The sequence below is a fragment of the Spirochaetaceae bacterium genome (assembly GCA_009784515.1).
GTDB lineage: Bacteria > Spirochaetota > Spirochaetia > WRBN01 > WRBN01 > WRBN01.
The window spans coordinates 18,864-36,583 of sequence record WRBN01000006.1 but is presented as its reverse complement, the minus strand read 5'-3'; the positions used below and the strand labels follow the sequence as shown (position 1 = coordinate 36,583).

At 41.4% G+C, this 17,720-nt stretch carries 30 protein-coding genes and 1 tRNA gene; all 31 read left to right on the top strand.

Translation table 11 applies throughout. The features are described from left to right. The first annotated feature begins 6 nt into the window (after positions 1–6). The 31 genes from rplW (at position 7) to FWE37_01355 (ending at position 17,716) form a co-directional block, all read left to right on the top strand. Positions 7–315 carry a 50S ribosomal protein L23 gene (gene rplW, locus FWE37_01505; protein MCL2519667.1) on the top strand — a complete coding sequence of 103 codons (309 nt, stop codon included), beginning with the start codon at positions 7–9 and terminating at the stop codon, positions 313–315. A gap of 2 nt (positions 316–317) precedes the next feature. Next, entirely contained in the window at positions 318–1,142 is an 825-nt protein-coding gene (gene rplB, locus FWE37_01500) for a 50S ribosomal protein L2 (protein MCL2519666.1), read from the top strand. 4 nt (positions 1,143–1,146) lie between these two features. Then, positions 1,147–1,428 (top strand): 30S ribosomal protein S19, encoded by a 282-nt coding sequence (gene rpsS / locus FWE37_01495; protein MCL2519665.1) that lies wholly within the window; start codon positions 1,147–1,149, stop codon positions 1,426–1,428. 5 nt (positions 1,429–1,433) lie between these two features. Then, positions 1,434–1,808, top strand: coding sequence for a 50S ribosomal protein L22 (gene rplV, locus FWE37_01490; GenBank protein ID MCL2519664.1), 375 nt, complete (start codon positions 1,434–1,436; stop codon positions 1,806–1,808). Continuing rightward, positions 1,808–2,512 carry a 30S ribosomal protein S3 gene (gene rpsC / locus FWE37_01485; GenBank protein MCL2519663.1) on the top strand — a complete coding sequence of 235 codons (705 nt, stop codon included), beginning with the start codon at positions 1,808–1,810 and terminating at the stop codon, positions 2,510–2,512. The genes rplV and rpsC overlap by 1 nt, the downstream gene beginning before the upstream one ends. Next, positions 2,505–2,930 (top strand): 50S ribosomal protein L16, encoded by a 426-nt coding sequence (rplP, locus tag FWE37_01480; protein ID MCL2519662.1) that lies wholly within the window; start codon positions 2,505–2,507, stop codon positions 2,928–2,930. The genes rpsC and rplP overlap by 8 nt, the downstream gene beginning before the upstream one ends. Then, positions 2,930–3,124 carry a 50S ribosomal protein L29 gene (rpmC, locus tag FWE37_01475; GenBank protein MCL2519661.1) on the top strand — a complete coding sequence of 65 codons (195 nt, stop codon included), beginning with the start codon at positions 2,930–2,932 and terminating at the stop codon, positions 3,122–3,124. Before rplP ends, rpmC begins: the two co-directional genes overlap by 1 nt. A gap of 2 nt (positions 3,125–3,126) precedes the next feature. Continuing rightward, the gene (gene rpsQ, locus FWE37_01470; protein MCL2519660.1) at positions 3,127–3,393 is read left to right on the top strand and encodes a 30S ribosomal protein S17; all 267 of its coding nucleotides are present in this window, start codon (positions 3,127–3,129) and stop codon (positions 3,391–3,393) included. Positions 3,394–3,406: 13 nt separating this feature from the next. Next, positions 3,407–3,778, top strand: coding sequence for a 50S ribosomal protein L14 (gene rplN / locus FWE37_01465; GenBank protein MCL2519659.1), 372 nt, complete (start codon positions 3,407–3,409; stop codon positions 3,776–3,778). 29 nt (positions 3,779–3,807) lie between these two features. Continuing rightward, positions 3,808–4,119: a 50S ribosomal protein L24 gene (rplX, locus tag FWE37_01460; GenBank protein ID MCL2519658.1), complete on the top strand. Its 312-nt coding sequence runs from the start codon at positions 3,808–3,810 to the stop codon at positions 4,117–4,119. Beyond that, the gene (gene rplE, locus FWE37_01455) at positions 4,119–4,688 is read left to right on the top strand and encodes a 50S ribosomal protein L5 (protein MCL2519657.1); all 570 of its coding nucleotides are present in this window, start codon (positions 4,119–4,121) and stop codon (positions 4,686–4,688) included. Before rplX ends, rplE begins: the two co-directional genes overlap by 1 nt. A 9-nt stretch (positions 4,689–4,697) precedes the next feature. Then, the gene (locus FWE37_01450; GenBank protein ID MCL2519656.1) at positions 4,698–4,883 is read left to right on the top strand and encodes a type Z 30S ribosomal protein S14; all 186 of its coding nucleotides are present in this window, start codon (positions 4,698–4,700) and stop codon (positions 4,881–4,883) included. A gap of 11 nt (positions 4,884–4,894) precedes the next feature. Continuing rightward, positions 4,895–5,293, top strand: a complete 399-nt coding sequence (gene rpsH / locus FWE37_01445; GenBank protein MCL2519655.1) for a 30S ribosomal protein S8 — start codon at positions 4,895–4,897, stop codon at positions 5,291–5,293. A 1-nt stretch (position 5,294) separates the two neighbouring features. Beyond that, complete coding sequence (gene rplF / locus FWE37_01440) at positions 5,295–5,843, top strand: 50S ribosomal protein L6 (GenBank protein MCL2519654.1); 549 nt, start codon at positions 5,295–5,297, stop codon at positions 5,841–5,843. A gap of 7 nt (positions 5,844–5,850) precedes the next feature. Further along, entirely contained in the window at positions 5,851–6,210 is a 360-nt protein-coding gene (gene rplR, locus FWE37_01435; protein MCL2519653.1) for a 50S ribosomal protein L18, read from the top strand. An 8-nt stretch (positions 6,211–6,218) separates the two neighbouring features. After that, positions 6,219–6,737 (top strand): 30S ribosomal protein S5, encoded by a 519-nt coding sequence (gene rpsE, locus FWE37_01430; protein MCL2519652.1) that lies wholly within the window; start codon positions 6,219–6,221, stop codon positions 6,735–6,737. Further along, positions 6,730–6,915 (top strand): 50S ribosomal protein L30, encoded by a 186-nt coding sequence (gene rpmD, locus FWE37_01425; protein ID MCL2519651.1) that lies wholly within the window; start codon positions 6,730–6,732, stop codon positions 6,913–6,915. The genes rpsE and rpmD overlap by 8 nt, the downstream gene beginning before the upstream one ends. Position 6,916: 1 nt before the next feature. Beyond that, positions 6,917–7,366, top strand: coding sequence for a 50S ribosomal protein L15 (gene rplO, locus FWE37_01420; GenBank protein MCL2519650.1), 450 nt, complete (start codon positions 6,917–6,919; stop codon positions 7,364–7,366). 2 nt (positions 7,367–7,368) lie between these two features. Then, positions 7,369–8,691: a preprotein translocase subunit SecY gene (secY, locus tag FWE37_01415; GenBank protein MCL2519649.1), complete on the top strand. Its 1,323-nt coding sequence runs from the start codon at positions 7,369–7,371 to the stop codon at positions 8,689–8,691. 10 nt (positions 8,692–8,701) lie between these two features. Further along, positions 8,702–8,815, top strand: coding sequence for a 50S ribosomal protein L36 (gene rpmJ / locus FWE37_01410; protein ID MCL2519648.1), 114 nt, complete (start codon positions 8,702–8,704; stop codon positions 8,813–8,815). A 9-nt stretch (positions 8,816–8,824) separates the two neighbouring features. Further along, positions 8,825–9,190, top strand: coding sequence for a 30S ribosomal protein S13 (gene rpsM / locus FWE37_01405; GenBank protein MCL2519647.1), 366 nt, complete (start codon positions 8,825–8,827; stop codon positions 9,188–9,190). A 15-nt stretch (positions 9,191–9,205) separates the two neighbouring features. Continuing rightward, positions 9,206–9,580, top strand: coding sequence for a 30S ribosomal protein S11 (gene rpsK / locus FWE37_01400; GenBank protein ID MCL2519646.1), 375 nt, complete (start codon positions 9,206–9,208; stop codon positions 9,578–9,580). Between the two features lie 13 nt (positions 9,581–9,593). Beyond that, positions 9,594–10,646, top strand: coding sequence for a DNA-directed RNA polymerase subunit alpha (locus FWE37_01395; GenBank protein ID MCL2519645.1), 1,053 nt, complete (start codon positions 9,594–9,596; stop codon positions 10,644–10,646). Continuing rightward, positions 10,647–11,138: a 50S ribosomal protein L17 gene (gene rplQ, locus FWE37_01390; protein ID MCL2519644.1), complete on the top strand. Its 492-nt coding sequence runs from the start codon at positions 10,647–10,649 to the stop codon at positions 11,136–11,138. It begins immediately after the preceding gene. 40 nt (positions 11,139–11,178) lie between these two features. Beyond that, a tRNA-Ile gene (locus tag FWE37_01385) sits at positions 11,179–11,252 on the top strand. 191 nt (positions 11,253–11,443) lie between these two features. After that, positions 11,444–12,304 carry a DUF58 domain-containing protein gene (locus FWE37_01380; GenBank protein ID MCL2519643.1) on the top strand — a complete coding sequence of 287 codons (861 nt, stop codon included), beginning with the start codon at positions 11,444–11,446 and terminating at the stop codon, positions 12,302–12,304. After that, on the top strand, positions 12,301–13,161 hold the full coding sequence (locus tag FWE37_01375) for a hypothetical protein (protein MCL2519642.1): 861 nt from the start codon (positions 12,301–12,303) through the stop codon (positions 13,159–13,161). The genes FWE37_01380 and FWE37_01375 overlap by 4 nt, the downstream gene beginning before the upstream one ends. Beyond that, on the top strand, positions 13,148–14,152 hold the full coding sequence (locus FWE37_01370; protein MCL2519641.1) for a VWA domain-containing protein: 1,005 nt from the start codon (positions 13,148–13,150) through the stop codon (positions 14,150–14,152). Before FWE37_01375 ends, FWE37_01370 begins: the two co-directional genes overlap by 14 nt. A 53-nt stretch (positions 14,153–14,205) precedes the next feature. Then, on the top strand, positions 14,206–15,189 hold the full coding sequence (locus tag FWE37_01365; protein MCL2519640.1) for a VWA domain-containing protein: 984 nt from the start codon (positions 14,206–14,208) through the stop codon (positions 15,187–15,189). Then, a complete protein-coding gene (locus FWE37_01360; GenBank protein ID MCL2519639.1) occupies positions 15,162–15,737 on the top strand; it encodes a tetratricopeptide repeat protein in 576 nt (191 codons plus the stop codon). The genes FWE37_01365 and FWE37_01360 overlap by 28 nt, the downstream gene beginning before the upstream one ends. Beyond that, complete coding sequence (locus tag FWE37_01355) at positions 15,713–17,716, top strand: BatD family protein (GenBank protein MCL2519638.1); 2,004 nt, start codon at positions 15,713–15,715, stop codon at positions 17,714–17,716. The genes FWE37_01360 and FWE37_01355 overlap by 25 nt, the downstream gene beginning before the upstream one ends. The last annotated feature ends 4 nt before the right edge of the window (positions 17,717–17,720 follow it).

Here is a 17,720-nt window from a genome sequence, read left to right as displayed (position 1 = left end):
ATAAAAATGGATATAAACAATATAATTATTAAGCCGGTGCTTACCGAAAAATCGAGTTTATTGCGTGAAAAAGCTAAAAAAGTTTATGTTTTTAAAGTGGCTAAGCAAGCAAATAAGTTAGAGGTGATGAAGGCGATAAAGGAAATTTTTGCTATAGAACCTCTCTCTTGTACTATTGTTAATGTGCGTGGCAAAAAAAGAGCTAACATACCTTATCGTGGTAGTGTAAAACGAGGCTTTGGTAAAACAGCTGCGTGGAAAAAAGCTTATGTAACTTTACCGGAAGGCAAGACGATTGCCGAGTTGGAGGCATAATAATGGGTGTTAAAACGTATAATCCAACTAGTAATGGCCAGCGCGGGCGGCAAGGTTTAACTTTTGAAGAATTAACCACCAATCGTCCCGAAAAAAGCTTAACGGTTGGTAAAAGCGATAAAGCAGGGCGTAGCCATGGGCGCATTAGTGTGCGCAGGCGCGGTGCTGGTCATAAGGTGGCCTATCGTATTATCGATTTTAAGAGAAATAATAAGTTGGATATTGCCGGTAAGGTAGCTAGTGTTGAGTACGACCCTAACCGCTCGGCTTTTATTTCACTCATTAACTATGTTGATGGTGAAAAAAGATATATTTTGTGGCCGCAGGGTTTACGTGTTGGAGCTACCGTTGTAAGCGGTCCGGCTTCGCCTATCGAGGTGGGTAATGCTTTGCCGCTCGAAAATATACCGATTGGTCGACAAGTGCATAATGTCGAGTTACACATTGGTAAAGGTGGTCAGATGGCCCGCACAGCAGGTGCTTATGCTACCTTAGCTGGTTTTGATAAAGATTACGCTATTTTGCGTTTGCCTAGTGGTGAACAAAGGTATGTGCATAAAAAATGTTATGCCACACTCGGTAAAATTGGTAACGAAGATTATATGAATGTAAAACTTGGTAAAGCCGGTCGTAATCGTTGGCTTGGCAATCGTCCAGCTGTGCGTGGTGTAGCCATGAACCCAGTAGACCATCCGCTTGGTGGTGGTGAAGGCCGTACTAGCGGTGGTAGGCACCCGGTAACGCCATGGGGCCAACCTACACGTGGTTATAAAACTCGTAAGAAAAATAATAAAAGCGACCGCTTTATTATAAAGAGAAGGAAGTAGCAATATGTCAAGGTCGATTAAAAAAGGTCCATTTATCGCTAAAAGTTTATATCGTAAAGTTAGTGAAAAAAGTAAGGACACAAAGGCAAGAAGAGAGATTAAAACCTACTCGCGCTGCTCAACTATTATTCCCGAAATGGTTGGTTTAACTATTGGTGTGCATAACGGCAAAGCCTTTGTTCCTGTTTACATAACCGAAAATTTAGTTGGCCATAAATTAGGAGAATTTGCTCCTACTAGGCTCTTTCGCGGCCATGCCGGATCGGATAAGAAGGCTAAGAGGTAGTTAGAATGTATAAAAATGATACCAGTAGGCAAAGCGGTTATCGCGCCGAAGCCAAGTATTTACCAATGGCGGCTTCTAAAATTAGGCCGGTGGCTGATTTAATTCGTAATAAACCTTGCGAAAAAGCACTCGCTATTCTTGAAGCTATGCCGCAAAAAGGGGCCTTTTTCCTGAAAAAGGCTTTAAAGAGTGCTATAGCCAATGCTATGGATAGGAATGCACAGCTTGATGAGAGTGTTTTATCTGTAACAGAGCTTAAGATAAATGAAGGCCCACAAACCAAACGTATGTGGCCGCGCAGTCACGGCAGGGCAGATCGCTTGATTAAACGTTCGGCACATATAGTTATAGTGGTAGATGAAAAGAAGGGGGCTAAATAATGGGGCAAAAAGTTAATCCTTACGGCCTACGCTTGGGTATTAATAAAAGCTGGAAAAGCTTATGGTTTGTTAATAATAAAAATTATGCGGACACTTTGCACGAAGATTTAAAGTTGCGTAAATTATTAATGGATTATCCCGATTGTAAAGCTGCCGATATTGCCGACATCGAAATTGTACGTCAACCTAAAAAAGTAACGGTAGTTATTCATACAGCTAGACCGGGTGTGCTTATTGGTACAAAAGGCGCTACAATCGAGAAAATTAATGCAGCTTTGCAAAAGCATACGAGTGATACTTTAAAAATTAAAGTTAAAGAGCTGCGCAAGCCGGAAGTTGAAGCGCAAATTATCGCTTTAAATGTGGCACGACAATTAAAGGGGCGTAATCCCTTTCGTAAAGTACTAAAACAAGCTATTAATAATGCGATGAAAGCCGGTACTCTAGGGGTAAAAATTAAGATAGCCGGCCGCTTAGGCGGTGCTGAAATGGCGCGCGACTTTGAACTTAAAGAAGGCCGTGTTCCGTTACACACTTTGCGGGCAGATATTGATTATGGTACGGCCGAAGCTAATACCACTTTTGGGGTCATTGGTGTAAAGGTGTGGGTATTTAAAGGTGAAATACTTGGTAATGATGCTAAGGAAGAAGATGCCGGTGCGTTATTAAGAAGACGCGATGTAAAGGAGAAAGCCAATGCTTAGTCCTAAAAGAATAAAACACAGAAAGGTTATGCGTGGGCATATGCGTGGCGAGGCAACGCGCGGTAATACCATTGCTTTTGGTGATTATGGGTTAGTTAGTCTTGGCTTAAACTTTGTAACGGCTAGGCAAATTGAAGCCGCTCGTATTGCTATGACTAGGCATATAAAACGCGGTGGTAAGGTATGGATTCGAATTTTCCCTGATATTCCGTACACTAAGAAACCGGCCGAAACACGCATGGGTAAAGGGAAGGGGTCGCCCGAAAAGTGGGTGGCTATGGTTAAACCCGGAACGATTATGTTTGAAATGGATGGTGTAGACGCTAAAATGGCAAAGCGCGCTATGGAACTAGCAGGGTCTAAGCTTCCTGTGCAAACTAAGTTTGTACAAAGACGGATAGTTGAGGTACTAGAGTAATGGCAAAAAAAGAGAAATTTACCGAACTAACTACGAGTGAGCAGATACAAAGGCGTGATGAACTTACTAAAAAGTTGCGTGAGTATCGTTTTACGGCGGTAATGGGTAAAGTGGAAAATGTTATGGAGAAGCGAAATATGCGTCGTGCTATAGCGAGGCTTAATACACTTATTCATCAAAAGAGGAACGGGTAATTATGAGTGAAAAAGCTAAGAAGGCTAACCGCAAAACCTTAATAGGCATTGTAAGCAGCGATAAAATGGATAAAACTATCGTAGTTACTGTTGAAGGAAGAATATTGCATCCTCTTTACAAAAAATATGTCTTAAAAAGTAAAAAATATAAGGCACATGATGAAAAAAATGAAGCTGCGCAGGGCGATAAAGTTATGATAGAAGAGTGTCGTCCGTTATCTAAGCAAAAATATTTTCGCTTAATTAATATAGTGGAAAAGGCACGTTAGGAGAGGTTACTAAATGATTCAGGTATTAACAGAGATGACCGTAGCCGATAATTCGGGAGCAAAAATAGCGCGTTGTATTAAGGTGCTTGGCGGCAGTAAAAAACGTTATGCCAAAATTGGTGATATTGTGGTAGTTGCTATCCGCGAGGTAACCCCCAACACCCCTATTAAAAAAGGGGTGGTTCGTAAAGCTGTAATTGTAAGGGTAAGTAAAGAATATCGCCGCCCTGATGGTTCGTATGTACGTTTTGATGATAACGCCTGCGTATTACTTGATAATAATCAAAATCCGGTAGGTAAACGTATATTTGGTCCTGTAGCACGCGAGCTGCGTGAGACTGCTAGTTTTATGAAAATTATCTCCCTAGCACCAGAGGTGCTTTAAGGGACGCCTTTAGTGCTTTAGGAGAAAAAATGAATACATTTAAAATAAAGAAGGGCGATTTAGTAACGATTATTGCCGGTAAAGATAAAAAAAGAACCGGTAAAATTTTACGTGTTGATAGGGTCAAAAATCGTGTTATAGTAGAAGGTTGTAACATAATTAAAAAGACACAAAAACCGCGTCAGCAAGGTGAAAAAGGAGCTATTTTAGAGCTGGAAGGTTCTTTGCATATCTCTAATGTTATGTTAAATTGCAGTAAATGCGGCCCTGTACGTACGGCCTTTAATTTTAAAGATGATAAAAAGGTACGTGTCTGCAAAAAATGTGGAGGTGTGGTATAATGGCTAAAATAAAGGCTGTTCAAGCTAATGAAGCTCGTTTAAAAACCTTTTACAAAGAAAAAGTTGTGCCCGAGTTAATGAAAGAGCTTGGTTATAAAAATATTATGCAAGTGCCTTATATCGAAAAAATTGTGGTTTCGGTAGGGGTTGCCGAAGCAGTTAGTAACAAAAAGATTTTAGATGTTATTACTAAAGAGCTTGGGCAAATTACCGGGCAGCACGCCATAAAAACTAAAGCGCATAAATCGATTGCCAATTTTAAAATTAGGCAGGGCATGGATATAGGCGCTAAAGTAACGCTTCGTGGTCGCGTAATGTATGAATTTTTAGATAGGCTTATTAATATTGCCTTGCCGCGTGTTAAAGACTTTAGGGGCGTAAATGCTAAGGCTTTTGATGGCAGAGGAAACTATAGTCTTGGTATTACCGAACAAATTATCTTTCCGGAGATTAACTTTGACGAGATAGAGGCGGTTTCGGGTTTAAATGTGGCCTTTGTTACCACGGCTAAAACAGACGAAGAAGCAAGGCAGCTGCTTAAGGGCTTTGGTATGCCTTTTGAGAAATAGGAGATTAAAATGGCAAAAAAATCGCTAATTAATAAAGCAAATCGTAAGCCAAAGTATGCTACCCGCAGCTATAATAGGTGTCGCTGTTGCGGCCGTTCACGCGGTTTTATGCGTAAATTTGAAATGTGCCGTATTTGCTTCCGCGAGCTAGCTGGCCGCGGTATGATACCCGGTGTTACAAAATCGAGTTGGTAAAGGAGTAAATAATGAGTGTTTCGGACCCATTAGCAGATATGTTGACAAAGCTTCGTAATGCCAGTAATGTAGGGCATGAGAAGGTGGAGATTACTCTTTCGCGATTAAAGCTAGAGGTAATAAAGATTTTAGAAAGTGAAGGATATATTAGTGGTTTTAAAAAAATAAATAAAGACAATATTGAGTATATCCATGTTTTTTTAAAGTATGATGCAAAGCAAAAAGCGGTTATACATGGCATCGAATCGGTATCGACACCGGGCCGCCGTGTTTATTCGGGTTACAAAACTATGCCACGTGTTTATAATGGTTTTGGTTCGCTGATTGTTTCCACCAGCAGAGGGGTTACAACTGGCAAAAATGCTGTAGAAAATAAGCTTGGTGGCGAGCTTTTATGTAGGGTGTGGTAAGATGTCGCGTGTAGGAAAAAAAGAAATAACAGTTCCGACTGGAGTAACTATTACAGTCAAAGAAGATTTACTTACGGTAAAAGGGCCTAAAGGCGAACTAAAACAAAATTTTAGACCGGAAGTAAGTTTTGAAGTAAACGGTAATATAGCTATTGTAAAACGCACGAGCGAAAGTCATAAAAATGGTGCCGCTATGCATGGCTTGTATCGTAATTTACTGGCTAATATGGTTGAAGGCGTAACTAATGGCTTTAAAAAAACCTTATTAATTTCGGGCACAGGTTATCGTGCCGAACAAAAAGGTGAAAGTGTCTTTTTTAACTTAGGTTATTCGACACAAATCGAATATATGGCTCCGAAAGGAGTTAATGTTGAAGTAGACCCTAAAGCTCCAACCAAAGTTTTGGTATCGGGTATCAGTAAAGAGCAAGTTGGTCAAGTAGCTGCCGAAATACGCGGGTTGCGTAAGCCGGCTGTTTACTCCGACAAAGGTATTCGTTACGAAAACGAAGTTGTTAAAAGAAAAGTTGGTAAAACCGGCGTAAAGTAGGTATAAAATGAAAAGATTGGAAGAAAAAAACAAAAGACGTTTAGGGCGTAAAGTGCATATTCGTAAAAGAGTATTAGGCACAGCCGAGCGGCCACGTTTGAGTGTTTTTAAGAGCAACCTGCGTCTTTATGTACAGGTTATCGATGATACTAATGGTGTAACTTTAGTGGCTGCCTCTACTCTTGATAAAGAGCTTAAAGATTTAAGAGCCAACGTTAAAGGTGGTGAAAAATTAGGGGCCGTTATCGGTGAAAAGATAAAGGCCAAAGGTATTAAAGCAGTTGTTTTTGATAGAAATGGTTATAAGTATCACGGTGTAGTTAAAGCTATTGCCGAAGCCACACGATCGGCTGGTATTCAGTTTTAGGAGCTTTTATGCGTAAAGAAAGTAAAAAAGAAGATAACAAAGAGTTTACCGAAAAGCTTATTAAGCTAAATAGGGTAGCAAAGGTAGTAAAAGGTGGCCGTAGGTTTTCTTTTAGTGCTTTAGTGGTGGCCGGCGATGGGAAGGGGCGAGTAGGTTATGGTTTTGGGAAAGCCAACGATGTTTCGGAGGCTATTCGTAAAGCTGTAGACCGTGCTAAACGTAGTTTACGTGAAGTACCAATTAAAAATAATACTTTACCGCACGAGATTATCGGCCAGTTTAAGAGTGCTAACGTGGTTTTAAAGCCGGCGGCACACGGTACCGGTATTATTGCCGGTGGTGCGGTGCGTGCCGTGATGGAGGCCGCCGGAGTGCGTGATGTATTAAGCAAAAGTTTGGGTGCGCGCAACTCTATTAATGTTATTAAAGCTGTTTTTGATGGTTTTGATAATTTAATGACCGTTAGTGAAATTACTAAAGGACGCGGTAAAACGATGAAAGAGATTTGGGGGGCAAATAATGGCTAAAAAAGTTGAAGTTAAACTTGTTAAAAGTACTATCTCGCGCCTACCTAATCAACGTGCTACCGTTAAAGCTTTGGGACTAAGAAAGATAAATAGCAGTGTTACTATCGAACTAAACGAGGCAACTGCTGGTATGATTAGAACGGTAGCGCATCTTGTAGAAGTTAAGGAGCTAAAGTAATATGGAAGCCTTAATTGTTAAGCCCAAAGGGGCTAATAAAAATAGAAAGCGGCTTGGCCGCGGACAGGGTAGCGGGCTTGGTACTACCTCTGGTAAAGGCCATAAAGGTCAAAAAGCACGTTCAGGTGGCTCCGGTGGGCCTTATTTAGGTTTTGAAGGCGGGCAGGTGCCGCTTTATCGCCGTTTAGCCACACGCGGTTTTAGTAATGCGCGTTTTGCTGTAAACTATATTTGTATCAATGTAAATCAAATTGAAAAGCTTTACAAAGATGGAGAGGTAGTTAGTTTAGAGACACTTGCGGCTAAAGGTTTGATTAAAGCCAGCGAAAAAAGGGTTAAGTTACTAGCTACCGGCGATTTAACTAAAAAACTTGAGATAATGGGTATTAAAACCTCGGCTAGTGCTAAAGAAAAAATTGAAGCAGCCGGCGGTAAAATTAATGAGGAATAACTATGGCTACTAGTAAACTTAGCGATATGTTTAAAGTACCCGAGCTGCGGGCTAGAGTGTTTTTTACTTTGACTCTGCTGGTAATTTTTAGAGTGGGCGCTATGATACCTATTCCCGGTATTAATGCTTCGGTTATTAATGCTATGAGCGCCAGCTCGCTCGGGATGGGTGGTGTAGCCGATACGCTTGACTTTTTTACCGGTGGTGCTTTTTCTAGTTATTCTATCCTTATGCTAGGTATTATGCCGTATATTTCGGCGCAAATTATTATGCAGGTGCTTACTATCGTTTTTCCGGCTTTAAAACGTATGCTCGAAGAAGATGGCGGCCGCCGTAAGTTTCATCGTTATACACGTATGGGTACCATTATAGTTTGTTTAATACAAGGTTTTGCTTTTGTACGCGGAGCGCTTGGTATAGAAGGGGCGGTAATTTCTACTATGTCGCCGGTCATGTTTATGACGATTGGCTTAATCTCGGTTACCACCGGTTCTATCTTTTTAATTTGGCTGGGTGAGAGGATAACGCAGCGTGGGGTAGGTAACGGCATTTCGTTAATTATCTTTGCTGGTATTATTGCGCGCATTCCCGAAGCCATTGTACAAATGATGGCCGAAGTAAGAACAGGTACGGTTAACGGGGTTTTTGTTTTTATCGCTATAGCTATCTTTGTTGGGATAGTAGCCATTGTAGCTTGGGAGCAACAAGGTGAGCGCAAAATTCCTGTTAATTATGCTAAGCGTATTGTCGGCAGGCAGATGGTACAAGCTCAAAATAGTTATATCCCTTTTAAAATTAATCCGTCTGGGGTTATTCCTATTATTTTTGCCTCTTCGGTATTAACTTTACCGTTACAATTTGCCGCACCGTTGGCGATGGGCAGTCCTTTTTGGGAGGGGCTCCTTTATCATATGCGCTACGAAGGCCCGCTTTTTAATACTTTGTATGCCTTGCTTATTATCTTTTTTGCTTATTTTTATACGCAAGTTTCGCTTAACCCCATCGAGGTGGCACGGCGGATTCGTGAAAATGGCGGAGTTATTCCCGGCGTGCGCAGTGAGGCGATGGAGAGCTATTTACAAAAAATATTAAATAGGATAGTATTACCGGGTGCCATCTTTTTAGCGGCTATTGCCTTAGTGCCAACCTTTATTGTCTTTTTGATGGGGTTGCCGCCGGGCGTGGCGCATTTGATGGGCGGTACAAGTTTGTTAATTATTGTTGGTGTTAATTTAGATACAATGAACCAGATTGATAGCCACCTGCGTATGCATCAGCACGATGGTATTGTGGCTAAGGGGCGGATTAAACCCCGAAATATTTAGAGAGGATATTATGAAGGTTAGAGTAAGTGTAAAACCTATGTGTGATAAATGCAAGGTTATTAAAAGATTTGGCGTAGTACGCATTATTTGCGAAAATCCAAAACATAAACAACGACAAGGCTAGGAGGCAAGAGTGGCTAGGATAGCAGGTATCGATTTACCAAATAAACGTGCGTATGTTGCATTAACCTATATTTTTGGTATTGGTCGTACAACGGCATTAAAAATCTGTAAAGAGGCCGGAGTTGACGAGACTTTAAAGATGAATGATGTATCACCAGAAGATGTTAATAAGCTTCGTATCATTATCGAAAACGATTATAAGGTTGAAGGTAGACTAAGAAGCGAAATAGCTTTAAATATTAAAAGACTTATGGATATTGGTTGTTATCGTGGGCTACGGCACCGCCGTGCTTTACCGGTACGTGGTCAGCGTACGCGTACCAATGCCCGTACACGCAAAGGTAAAAAGAAGACGGTAGCTAAGAAGAAAAAATAATGGTAGGTAATATAAATGGCTAAGATAAAAAAAGAAAAACGAACGGTGTACGAGGGTAAGGTCTTTATTCAGGCTACCTTTAATAATACTATTATTACGGTAACCGATATGAAGGGTAATGCCATTTCGGCCTGTTCGGCAGGGCAGCTCGGATTTAGAGGCGCTAAAAAATCTACCCCTTTTGCAGCCCAAAGTTGTATCGAAACGGCGATTACTAAAGCTAAAGATACCGGCCTTAGCGAGGTACATGTTTACGTTAAAGGGCCGGGCGTAGGGCGAGAATCGGCTATAAGGTCGCTTGGTACGATGGGTATGCAGGTAAAGAGCATTAGCGACGTAACGCCTATTCCCCATAATGGTTGTCGTCCGCCAAAAACGCGAAGAATATAAAAGAGGAAGATAAATGGCACGTAAAAACCTTTTAAAGGGACTAAAAAGGCCAAAGAATATTAGCTTTGAACATGTAGAAGAAACTCCGGAGTATGGGCGATTTATTGCTTATCCATTTGAGCGCGGCTATGGGCGAACTATTGGGAACAGCCTTAGACGCATACTTATGTCTAGTATTCAAAGTTATGCAGTGGTAGCTATTAGGATAGAAAGTTATAAAAATGGCGATACAGTACCCCATGTTATTTCTAGCGAATTCGATTTACTACCCGATGTGGCCGAAGATGTTTCTACTATGGTTCAAAATTTAAAATCTCTTAGGCTAAAGTTGCCGGAAGGGGTTGAAGAAAAAACCATTTTAATTGAATGGCAAGGTGAAGGTGAACTTACTGGTGCTTACTTTGAAAAAGATGGTGTTGAAGTAATAAGTAAAGATGTGGTTATTTGTACAGCTATGGCTAATGCTAAGTTTAATATAGAGGTGCAGATTAACTTTGGGCGTGGTTATGTTCCCGCCGAGACAAACGAAAGTTTAATTGATGTGATAGGGGCTTTACCTGTCGACTCATTGTATTCACCGGTAACTCGTGTAAAGGTAGCGGTAGAAGATTATCGGGTTGGTCATCGTGCCGACTACGATAAGTTAATTTTAGATATTTGGACCGATGGTACCATTTTACCGTCCGATGCTTTGGCGGAGGCCGCTAAGATAAATAAAGAATATCTTTCGGTCTTTATTAACTTTGATGAATCTGCCGTTGAAGAAAGTGCCGAAATTGATGAAGATGAGCAAAGGCTACGCGATTTACTGGATATTTCGGTTAGTCAGCTAGATTTATCGGTGCGTTCGGCTAATTGTTTAAAAAATGCGCAAATTGTTACTTTACGCGATTTAACGCGTAAAACTGAAGATGATTTAGGTAAAACTCGTAACTTTGGCAAAAAAAGTTTACAAGAGATTAAAGAGAAATTAAACGAGTGGGGATTAAGCTTAGCTATGACCGATTATAGTGAGATTAAAGAAAGGCTTCGCTTAGGGAATTCGCCATTTAAGAAGGAAGAGTAAATGAATAATAAAACTGGTTTTAATCGCTTAAGTCGTACCACTAGCCATCGTAAAGCTTTAATGCGTAACTTGGTTAAATCGCTTTTTGAGCATGAGCAAATTAAAACTACTAAAGCTAAAGCTAAAGAAGTGGCACGTAAAGCCGAGAAAATGATAACAAAAGCTAAAGTTGATAGTGTGCATGCCCGTCGTTTAGTTGCGCGTGACCTTAATGATAGAACTTTAGTTAAAAAACTTTTTACCGAAATTGCTCCGCGTTATGCAGGGAGGCCGGGTGGTTATACACGTGTTGTTAAAATGGGCTTTAGGCAAGGTGACGCTGCCGAATTGGCCATTATTGAGTTGGTAGACCGTAAGGGAACAACTGAAGAGGCTACTAAAAAAGAAGAACCTAAAGCTAAAAAAGCTGCTCCTAAAAAAACGGAGGCAGCCGTCAAAGAAAAGGCTCCGGCCAAAAAGGTAGAAGCTGCTAAAGATGATACGGCAGAGTAACCCATAAGAAAGGACTCACACAAGGCGAATGCTTTGTTTAGGGGCTGTAGCTCAGTTGGTTAGAGCAGCGGACTCATAATCCGTTGGTCCTCGGTTCAAGTCCGAGCAGCCCCATAAAAAAGATGAAACAAAGTTTTTATAGATTAAGCCCTCTTTTTAAATAAAGAGGGCTTGTGTTTTGGCTTATATGCTGCCGTTTAAATTAATCTTATTTTTGTCGCTAGAAAGATTTACTCTTTAATAAATTGATAAAGAGGCATCGGCTACCTTTGACTAAAAACACAAATTAAGCTAAAATACACTCGATGGACTCTAAAGCTAAACTCAAGCGGCTGCGCATACAAAGCAACCGTTTATTAGATGCCTTTTTTTCGGGCAGTTACCGCTCGTTATTTAAAGGGCCGGGTCTCGAATTTTACGAATCTCGCCCCTATGTTTTGGGTGATGATGTACGGTTTATCGATTGGAATGTCTCCAGCCGTATGGTAGCCCCTTACTGTAAAGTTTATCAAGAAGAACGTGAGCTGGTATTAACTTTAATTTTTGATATTTCTTCCAGTATGCGCAGTGGTTTTAATGTCCAAAAACAGCGAGTAGCCGAAGAAATTTTTGCTTTATTAGGTTTTGCCGCTACTAAAAACGGCGACCGTGTTGGCAGTATTTTGTTTGGCGAAACGATTGAGCATTTGTCTATCTCTAAACGAGGGGAGCGTTATTTTTTAGGGCAGCTTAAAAAAATTTTAGAGCTAAAACCTAAACAAAGGGGCTCCGATTTGGAGCTTGCTTTGCGCACCGCCGGTGAAATGATGAAAAGGCGGGGTATTTGTATTATCGTTAGCGATTTTAAAGCCGATGGTTATTGGCATGAGTTAGCTATGTTAAGTCGCAGGCACGATGTTATTGCTATTAGGATAGAAGATGAATTAGATGTATCTTTTCCTAAAGTGGGCTTTCTTACTCTTAGTGATATTGAAGAGGGCTATAGTATGGCTATCCACTCGCTTTCTAACCGTTTTAGGAAAGATTATACCGGCTATTGGCAAACAATGCGTGTTTCTTGGCATAAAAACTGTAAAAAACACGGTGTAGATACTTTAATAATCTCTACCCAAGACGATGCCTTAGCGGCCCTTAACTCCTTTTTTAAAAGGAGGCTTAAACGATGAGAAAATTAAGGTTTGTTTGCCTGTTTTTAGCTTGGCCTCTTTTTGCTTTGCAGCTAACTCCCGAAAATATCGTTTTTGTTCCGGCTCATTATTATGTGGGTGATAGCATTTCCTTACAGTTTACCTTACCGGTTGGTGAAGACATTTTATTAAGTGTACAGCCTTACGAGATGAACGAACGTATTGTTGTGGAGCAAATACGAGTTGTTCAGCGGGCGACAGATACCTTAGTAATGGTAGAATTTAGAGTTTTTGCTCCGGGTGCCGGTACCATCAGCTTTGATTTTGGGGCTGTACAAACGACGGCTATTAATTACAATGTGGCCTCATTACTGGGCAATAATGCTAACCAAGAACTTCATTCGGCTTATCTGCCGCTGGCTTTAAATGGCACTATTTTACTTATTACTTTGTCGGTAGCCACACTTTTTTTATTCCCTCTCATCATTTATTATGGATTGCGGGCTGCTAAAAAATTAATGCAAACTTTTATTAATTATTGGTATTCGCCTTTTAAAGAGCTGCGCAAAGATATTAAACAGTTACTTAAAGCCGAAGAGCTGGATAACAGGCAATTTTACTTTACTTTACTCGAAAGTTACCGTAATTATCTTAGCAAGAGCAGCCATGTTAAGGAATACCGCAGTGCCACAGCCGATGAATTTGCCGGCCTGCTTAAAAAAAGTTATAACGTAAAAGAGATAAATTTGATTGTTAAATTATACGAACGAGGCGATTTAATTAAATTTGGCGGCTTAAAAATAAGCGATAAGCAACGTAAAGAAGATATTGAACTGGTACGTAATTTAGCTAAAAATTACGAACGTTATAAAGGAAAACGCAATGCTATTACTTAATGAGCTAAGTTATTTAGTTATTTTGCTTAGCTTTCCGGTGCTTATCTATCTTTTTCATTTTAGAAAAAAACGTGGTGGGCGGCTGTTATGGAGCTTTAAACTGTGGCGGCTTAAACCTTATCGGCTCAAACCGGTAGCGGCTATTTTTTTATCTAAACTTTCTTATTTATTGTTTTGGCTGGCGGCTTTTTTATTAGTTATTAGCTTAAGCGGACCCGAAAGTACCACTACCGAGCGGCTTTACTTTAATAGAGGAGCAGCCATTATGTTAGTGCTAGATGAATCGCCCTCGATGGCGGCACGTGATATTGGCGGCGAAAGCCGCTTCGAGCTAGCTAAAGATGCCATTAGGCGTTTTATCTCTAGCCGCGAAAACGATGAAATTGGCCTTATTTCCTTTGGCCGTGAAGCAGCTTTACGTGTGCCTTTAACTTTAGATTATAACTTTCTGCTAACCAGCCTTGATGCGGTGCGGATAATGGAGCTAGGAGACGGTACTAACATTGGTATGGCGTTGGCGTTGGCCGCTTTGCATTTAAGCCATATTGAAGGCCGTAACCGCGTGGTAATTTTAGTTACCGATGGCGATAATAATGCCGGCGAAATTCACCCTTTAACGGCCATTGATATTTTAAATTCGCTGGGGGTTACCGCTTTTACCATTGGGGTAGGCCGGCCCGGCGTAGTAAATGTTAGTTTTATTCACCCGCAAACGGGTGTACTTATTGATGGGATAATTAACGATGCCTCTTACGATGAAGAGCTGCTGAGGCGTATTGCCGAACAAACCGGCGGTCTTTTTTTTAGGGCCGAAAGCTTTTGGGGTTTCGACTCGGCTTTTCAGGCCGTTAATAATTTAGAACGCAGCGATACCCGTTTTAGGTTAATTACCTTAAGTACGGCTTATAACCGCCAATTTTTATTGGTGGCGTTTATTTTGGCTTTAATTTCGCTGGCCATCAGGGCATTAATTTTACGTGAGGTAGTATAAATAAGTAATAATTAAGGGGTAGTTTTTATCTTTTAATTCTTAATTGAGAAAATATGATTATATTATACAGACAAATTTTATGGTTACTTTTATTATTAATACCTATAGCCATAGGTTATCTCTTTATTTTTAAAAGCAGTTGGCGTGCTTATTTAAGTATTGGCGGCAACCCGCACCATAAAAAACTTTTTACTTTACGTTTTATGTTGTTGGCTTTAAGTTTTACCGTTTTTTATAGCTCGGCAGTTTTGGCTTTAGCCGATATTTATATTGGCCGCCGGGCCGTGCAGCGCGAAAATTTGGGGTTAGATGTAGTGTTTGTGTTGGATATTTCTAATAGTATGCTGGCTACCGATATTCCCCCCAGCCGCCTAGAAGCTATGCGTTTTACCGCCGGCGAGCTGGCGGCTAACCTTAGTAGCTCGCGTCTGGCTTTGGTTATCTTTAAAGGTACGGCTGTGCCGGTTATGCCTTTAACCGATGATAATAACGCTGTTATTACTTTAATTAACCATGCCAGCCCCAGCCATCTAACTAGTCCCGGCAGTGATTTAGCGGCCGGGATAAATAGCGCTACCAGTTTATTTGCTAATGATAATAGCCGTAAAAAAGTGATTATTGTGTTATCCGATGGCGAGGCTCTCTCCGGTGATATTGAAGAGGCCATTAGGTTAGCCCGCCGGCGCGACGTTACCATCTTTGCCATTGGCGTGGGCACACACGAAGGGTCGCATCTTTTTTTACCTAGCGGTGAGCAAATTATGCACCGAAGTGGGCAGCCGGTGATTAGCCGCCTAGAGGAAGCTGCGTTAATAACTTTGGCTAACCATACCAATGGCTGGTATCATAACATTAACGAGGCGGCTTTAATAGAAACCTTGCTTGAGGCGCTTAAAGGTTACGAGCAAAGTAATTTTATTTTAAGTTATGTTAATTACAGCTTATTTAATAACTTTGTGTTGTTAGCAATTATCAGCTTAATTGGCAAACTGGCTATAAGGAGTGCAAGATGGTCAAGGTTATACGGCTCGTTTTAATTTTGTCTTTAACTTGGCTTTCGGGCTGTAACGCCGTTGCTCCGGCTTTTTTGGTTTTATCGGGTAACTACCGTTTTGAGCAAGGCCGTTACCACGAAGCGGTGGCCGCTTATTTTAGAGCCCTAGAGTTTAACCGGCAAAGCGAACGTATTTATTTTAATTTGGGTAATGTTTACGATGCTTTAGGCGAAGCCGAAGCGGCCTTAGAGATGTGGCGGTTAGCGGAAACCAGTGATAACTACGAAACACGTTCTAAGGCGCTGTTTAATCAAGGAGTAATGCACTTTAGGTTAGAACAATTTGATGAAGCGGTAAGCAGTTTTATTGCTGCTTTAATGGCTAACCCTAATGATTTTAATGCTAAAATAAATTTAGAGCTGGCCCTTTTCCAGCGGGGGGCCGAAAGAGCCGGTGAAATAAGAGAGGCTAACAGTAACGATTTAAGCTCGGAGCAAGAACGTATGCTCGATTTTTTAAGACGGCAAGAGGCTCATATTTGGTTGCGTGAAGGAGGTAACTATCAGTGGCAAGACGAAAACGACTGGTAGCCGGCTTTACCGGCCGGCCTAAAATACCCCTTAACTTTAAACAGTTCCTTGTAGCGCTTTTTTTGTTGTTAAAGCTGCCTGCTTACGGTCAGTTGCCCGAAGTAGCGGTAACCATTTACCCGCTTAATCCGCAGGCGGGGCAAAATTTTCAGGTAAGTTTTATCTTTCCGGTAATGTACAATATCAGTGATAACTTTGTGGCTACAGCTTTAGCTTTTCCGCGCGGCCTTACCATCATAAGCGGTCCCACCGCAAGAGTAAATTTTAACCCGGTTTTAGGTGATAGTGTAGAATATAGTTATATCCTGCGGGCCGCTGCCGGCAGTTACGAAATAGCTCCGGTTAGGTTAGATACGGCACAAGGCACATTGTGGAGTAATCCTTTTCCCTTTACGGTAAGCCCTGCTCCGCCTGCCGGCAGTACACCCAGCCCTGCGTTGGCTTGGCGGGCTATTCCTAATAGCCTTTATGCCGGGCAAAGTTTTACTTTAGTGTTAGAGGCCCGTAATTTGCGCGAGCTTAGCCCGCTGCCTACAGTTAATTTACCGGCCATAACCGGCTTGCAGGTGGCGCCGGCCGGAGCCTTTGGTGGTATTACCTACGAACAAATTAATGGTAGCCTTTATTACCATATTCCCGTTGGTTCGTGGTTGGTAAATGCTACGGCTGCCGGCCGGATAACTTTACCGGCTATGAGTGCGGTAATTGCCGGTGCTGTGCGTACGGCTCCTCCAGCCGTCATCGATATTTTTGCCTTACCGGCGGCAGTTAGCCATAATGCCGTAGGCCGCTTTAATTTAAGTACACATATTTGGCTTAATGGCCAAGCTTGGCAAGGTGATACTATTCCCTATGGCTCAACTTTAAATGTGGTTTTACTGCTGGAGGGCGAAGGCAACTTTAATAGATTAACTTTACCGGCTTTGCAGCTTAATGGTTTTGAGGTTATAGATAGTAACACAAGCGAAGAGTTAAGGGTAACGGGGCATGGCCTTGCCGGTTTTAAACGGGTGGAGTATAGGCTGCGCCCTAGCGCTGCCGGGGAGGCCAGCTTAGCGGTAACCCCCTTTAATTGGCTAGATACCGCCAGCGGGCAAGTAATACAGCCGGCTAACTTAATAAATTATTTTAATATTCAGCCCGAAGCGGCTAACCTGCTGCCGGTGCTGAGTGTAGAAGAAATTTTAGCTATGCGCGATTTTAGAGTGTGGCCTTATGTTTTACCACTTATTTTATTAGCTGGGCTGCTGGTGGGGCAATTTTTTAAACCCAAGCCGCAAAAAAAAGTAATGCTTAGTTTTTTTATGGTAATGCCGTTATTGTTTTCGTTTAAAGCTAATCTTAATATCGAAAGTTTAATCCGGGCGGCAGAGGCTAAACAGAGCGGCTTTTGGCACGAAGCTATTGCCTTTTATGCCTTAGCCGAAGGCCAATTTAAACATAACCAAGCGGCTATTAACTATAATAAAGCTTTAATGTATCAGCAGCTAGGCGAGTGTGGCTATGTTGTTTATTATTTACATAAAGCTTATAGTTTTAACCCATTTAACAAGCGCATTGCAGGTACTTTAACGGCTTTTGAGCAAAGCCAAAATTTAACTACCAATATTAGGCTAACTGTGCGGCAAAGCTGGCTTTTTCCTTTGTTGGTTAGCTTTGCTTTATTGTTTGCCGGGTTAACATTAATTATTAAAAGTAAGGGTTATAGGTTTTTGCTTAGCGGTTTGGCTATTGTTTTAGCTTTGGCAGCTACCGGTTATGTTATTTATGCTAACCATTTGCCTAATAATAGAGTAATTGTGCTGGAGGAAGTGCAGCTGTTTAACATTCCCAGCAGCAGCGCCAGCTTACTTACCACCGCCCGTGCCGGGCAAAGTTTTACTTTGGTTACCCGTTACAGTAATTACCTGCTTTTGCGTGATGCCATTAACGGCGAAAGCTGGGCCGGCTACGATGGCTTAATGTTTTTAAGCCATTAAGCGG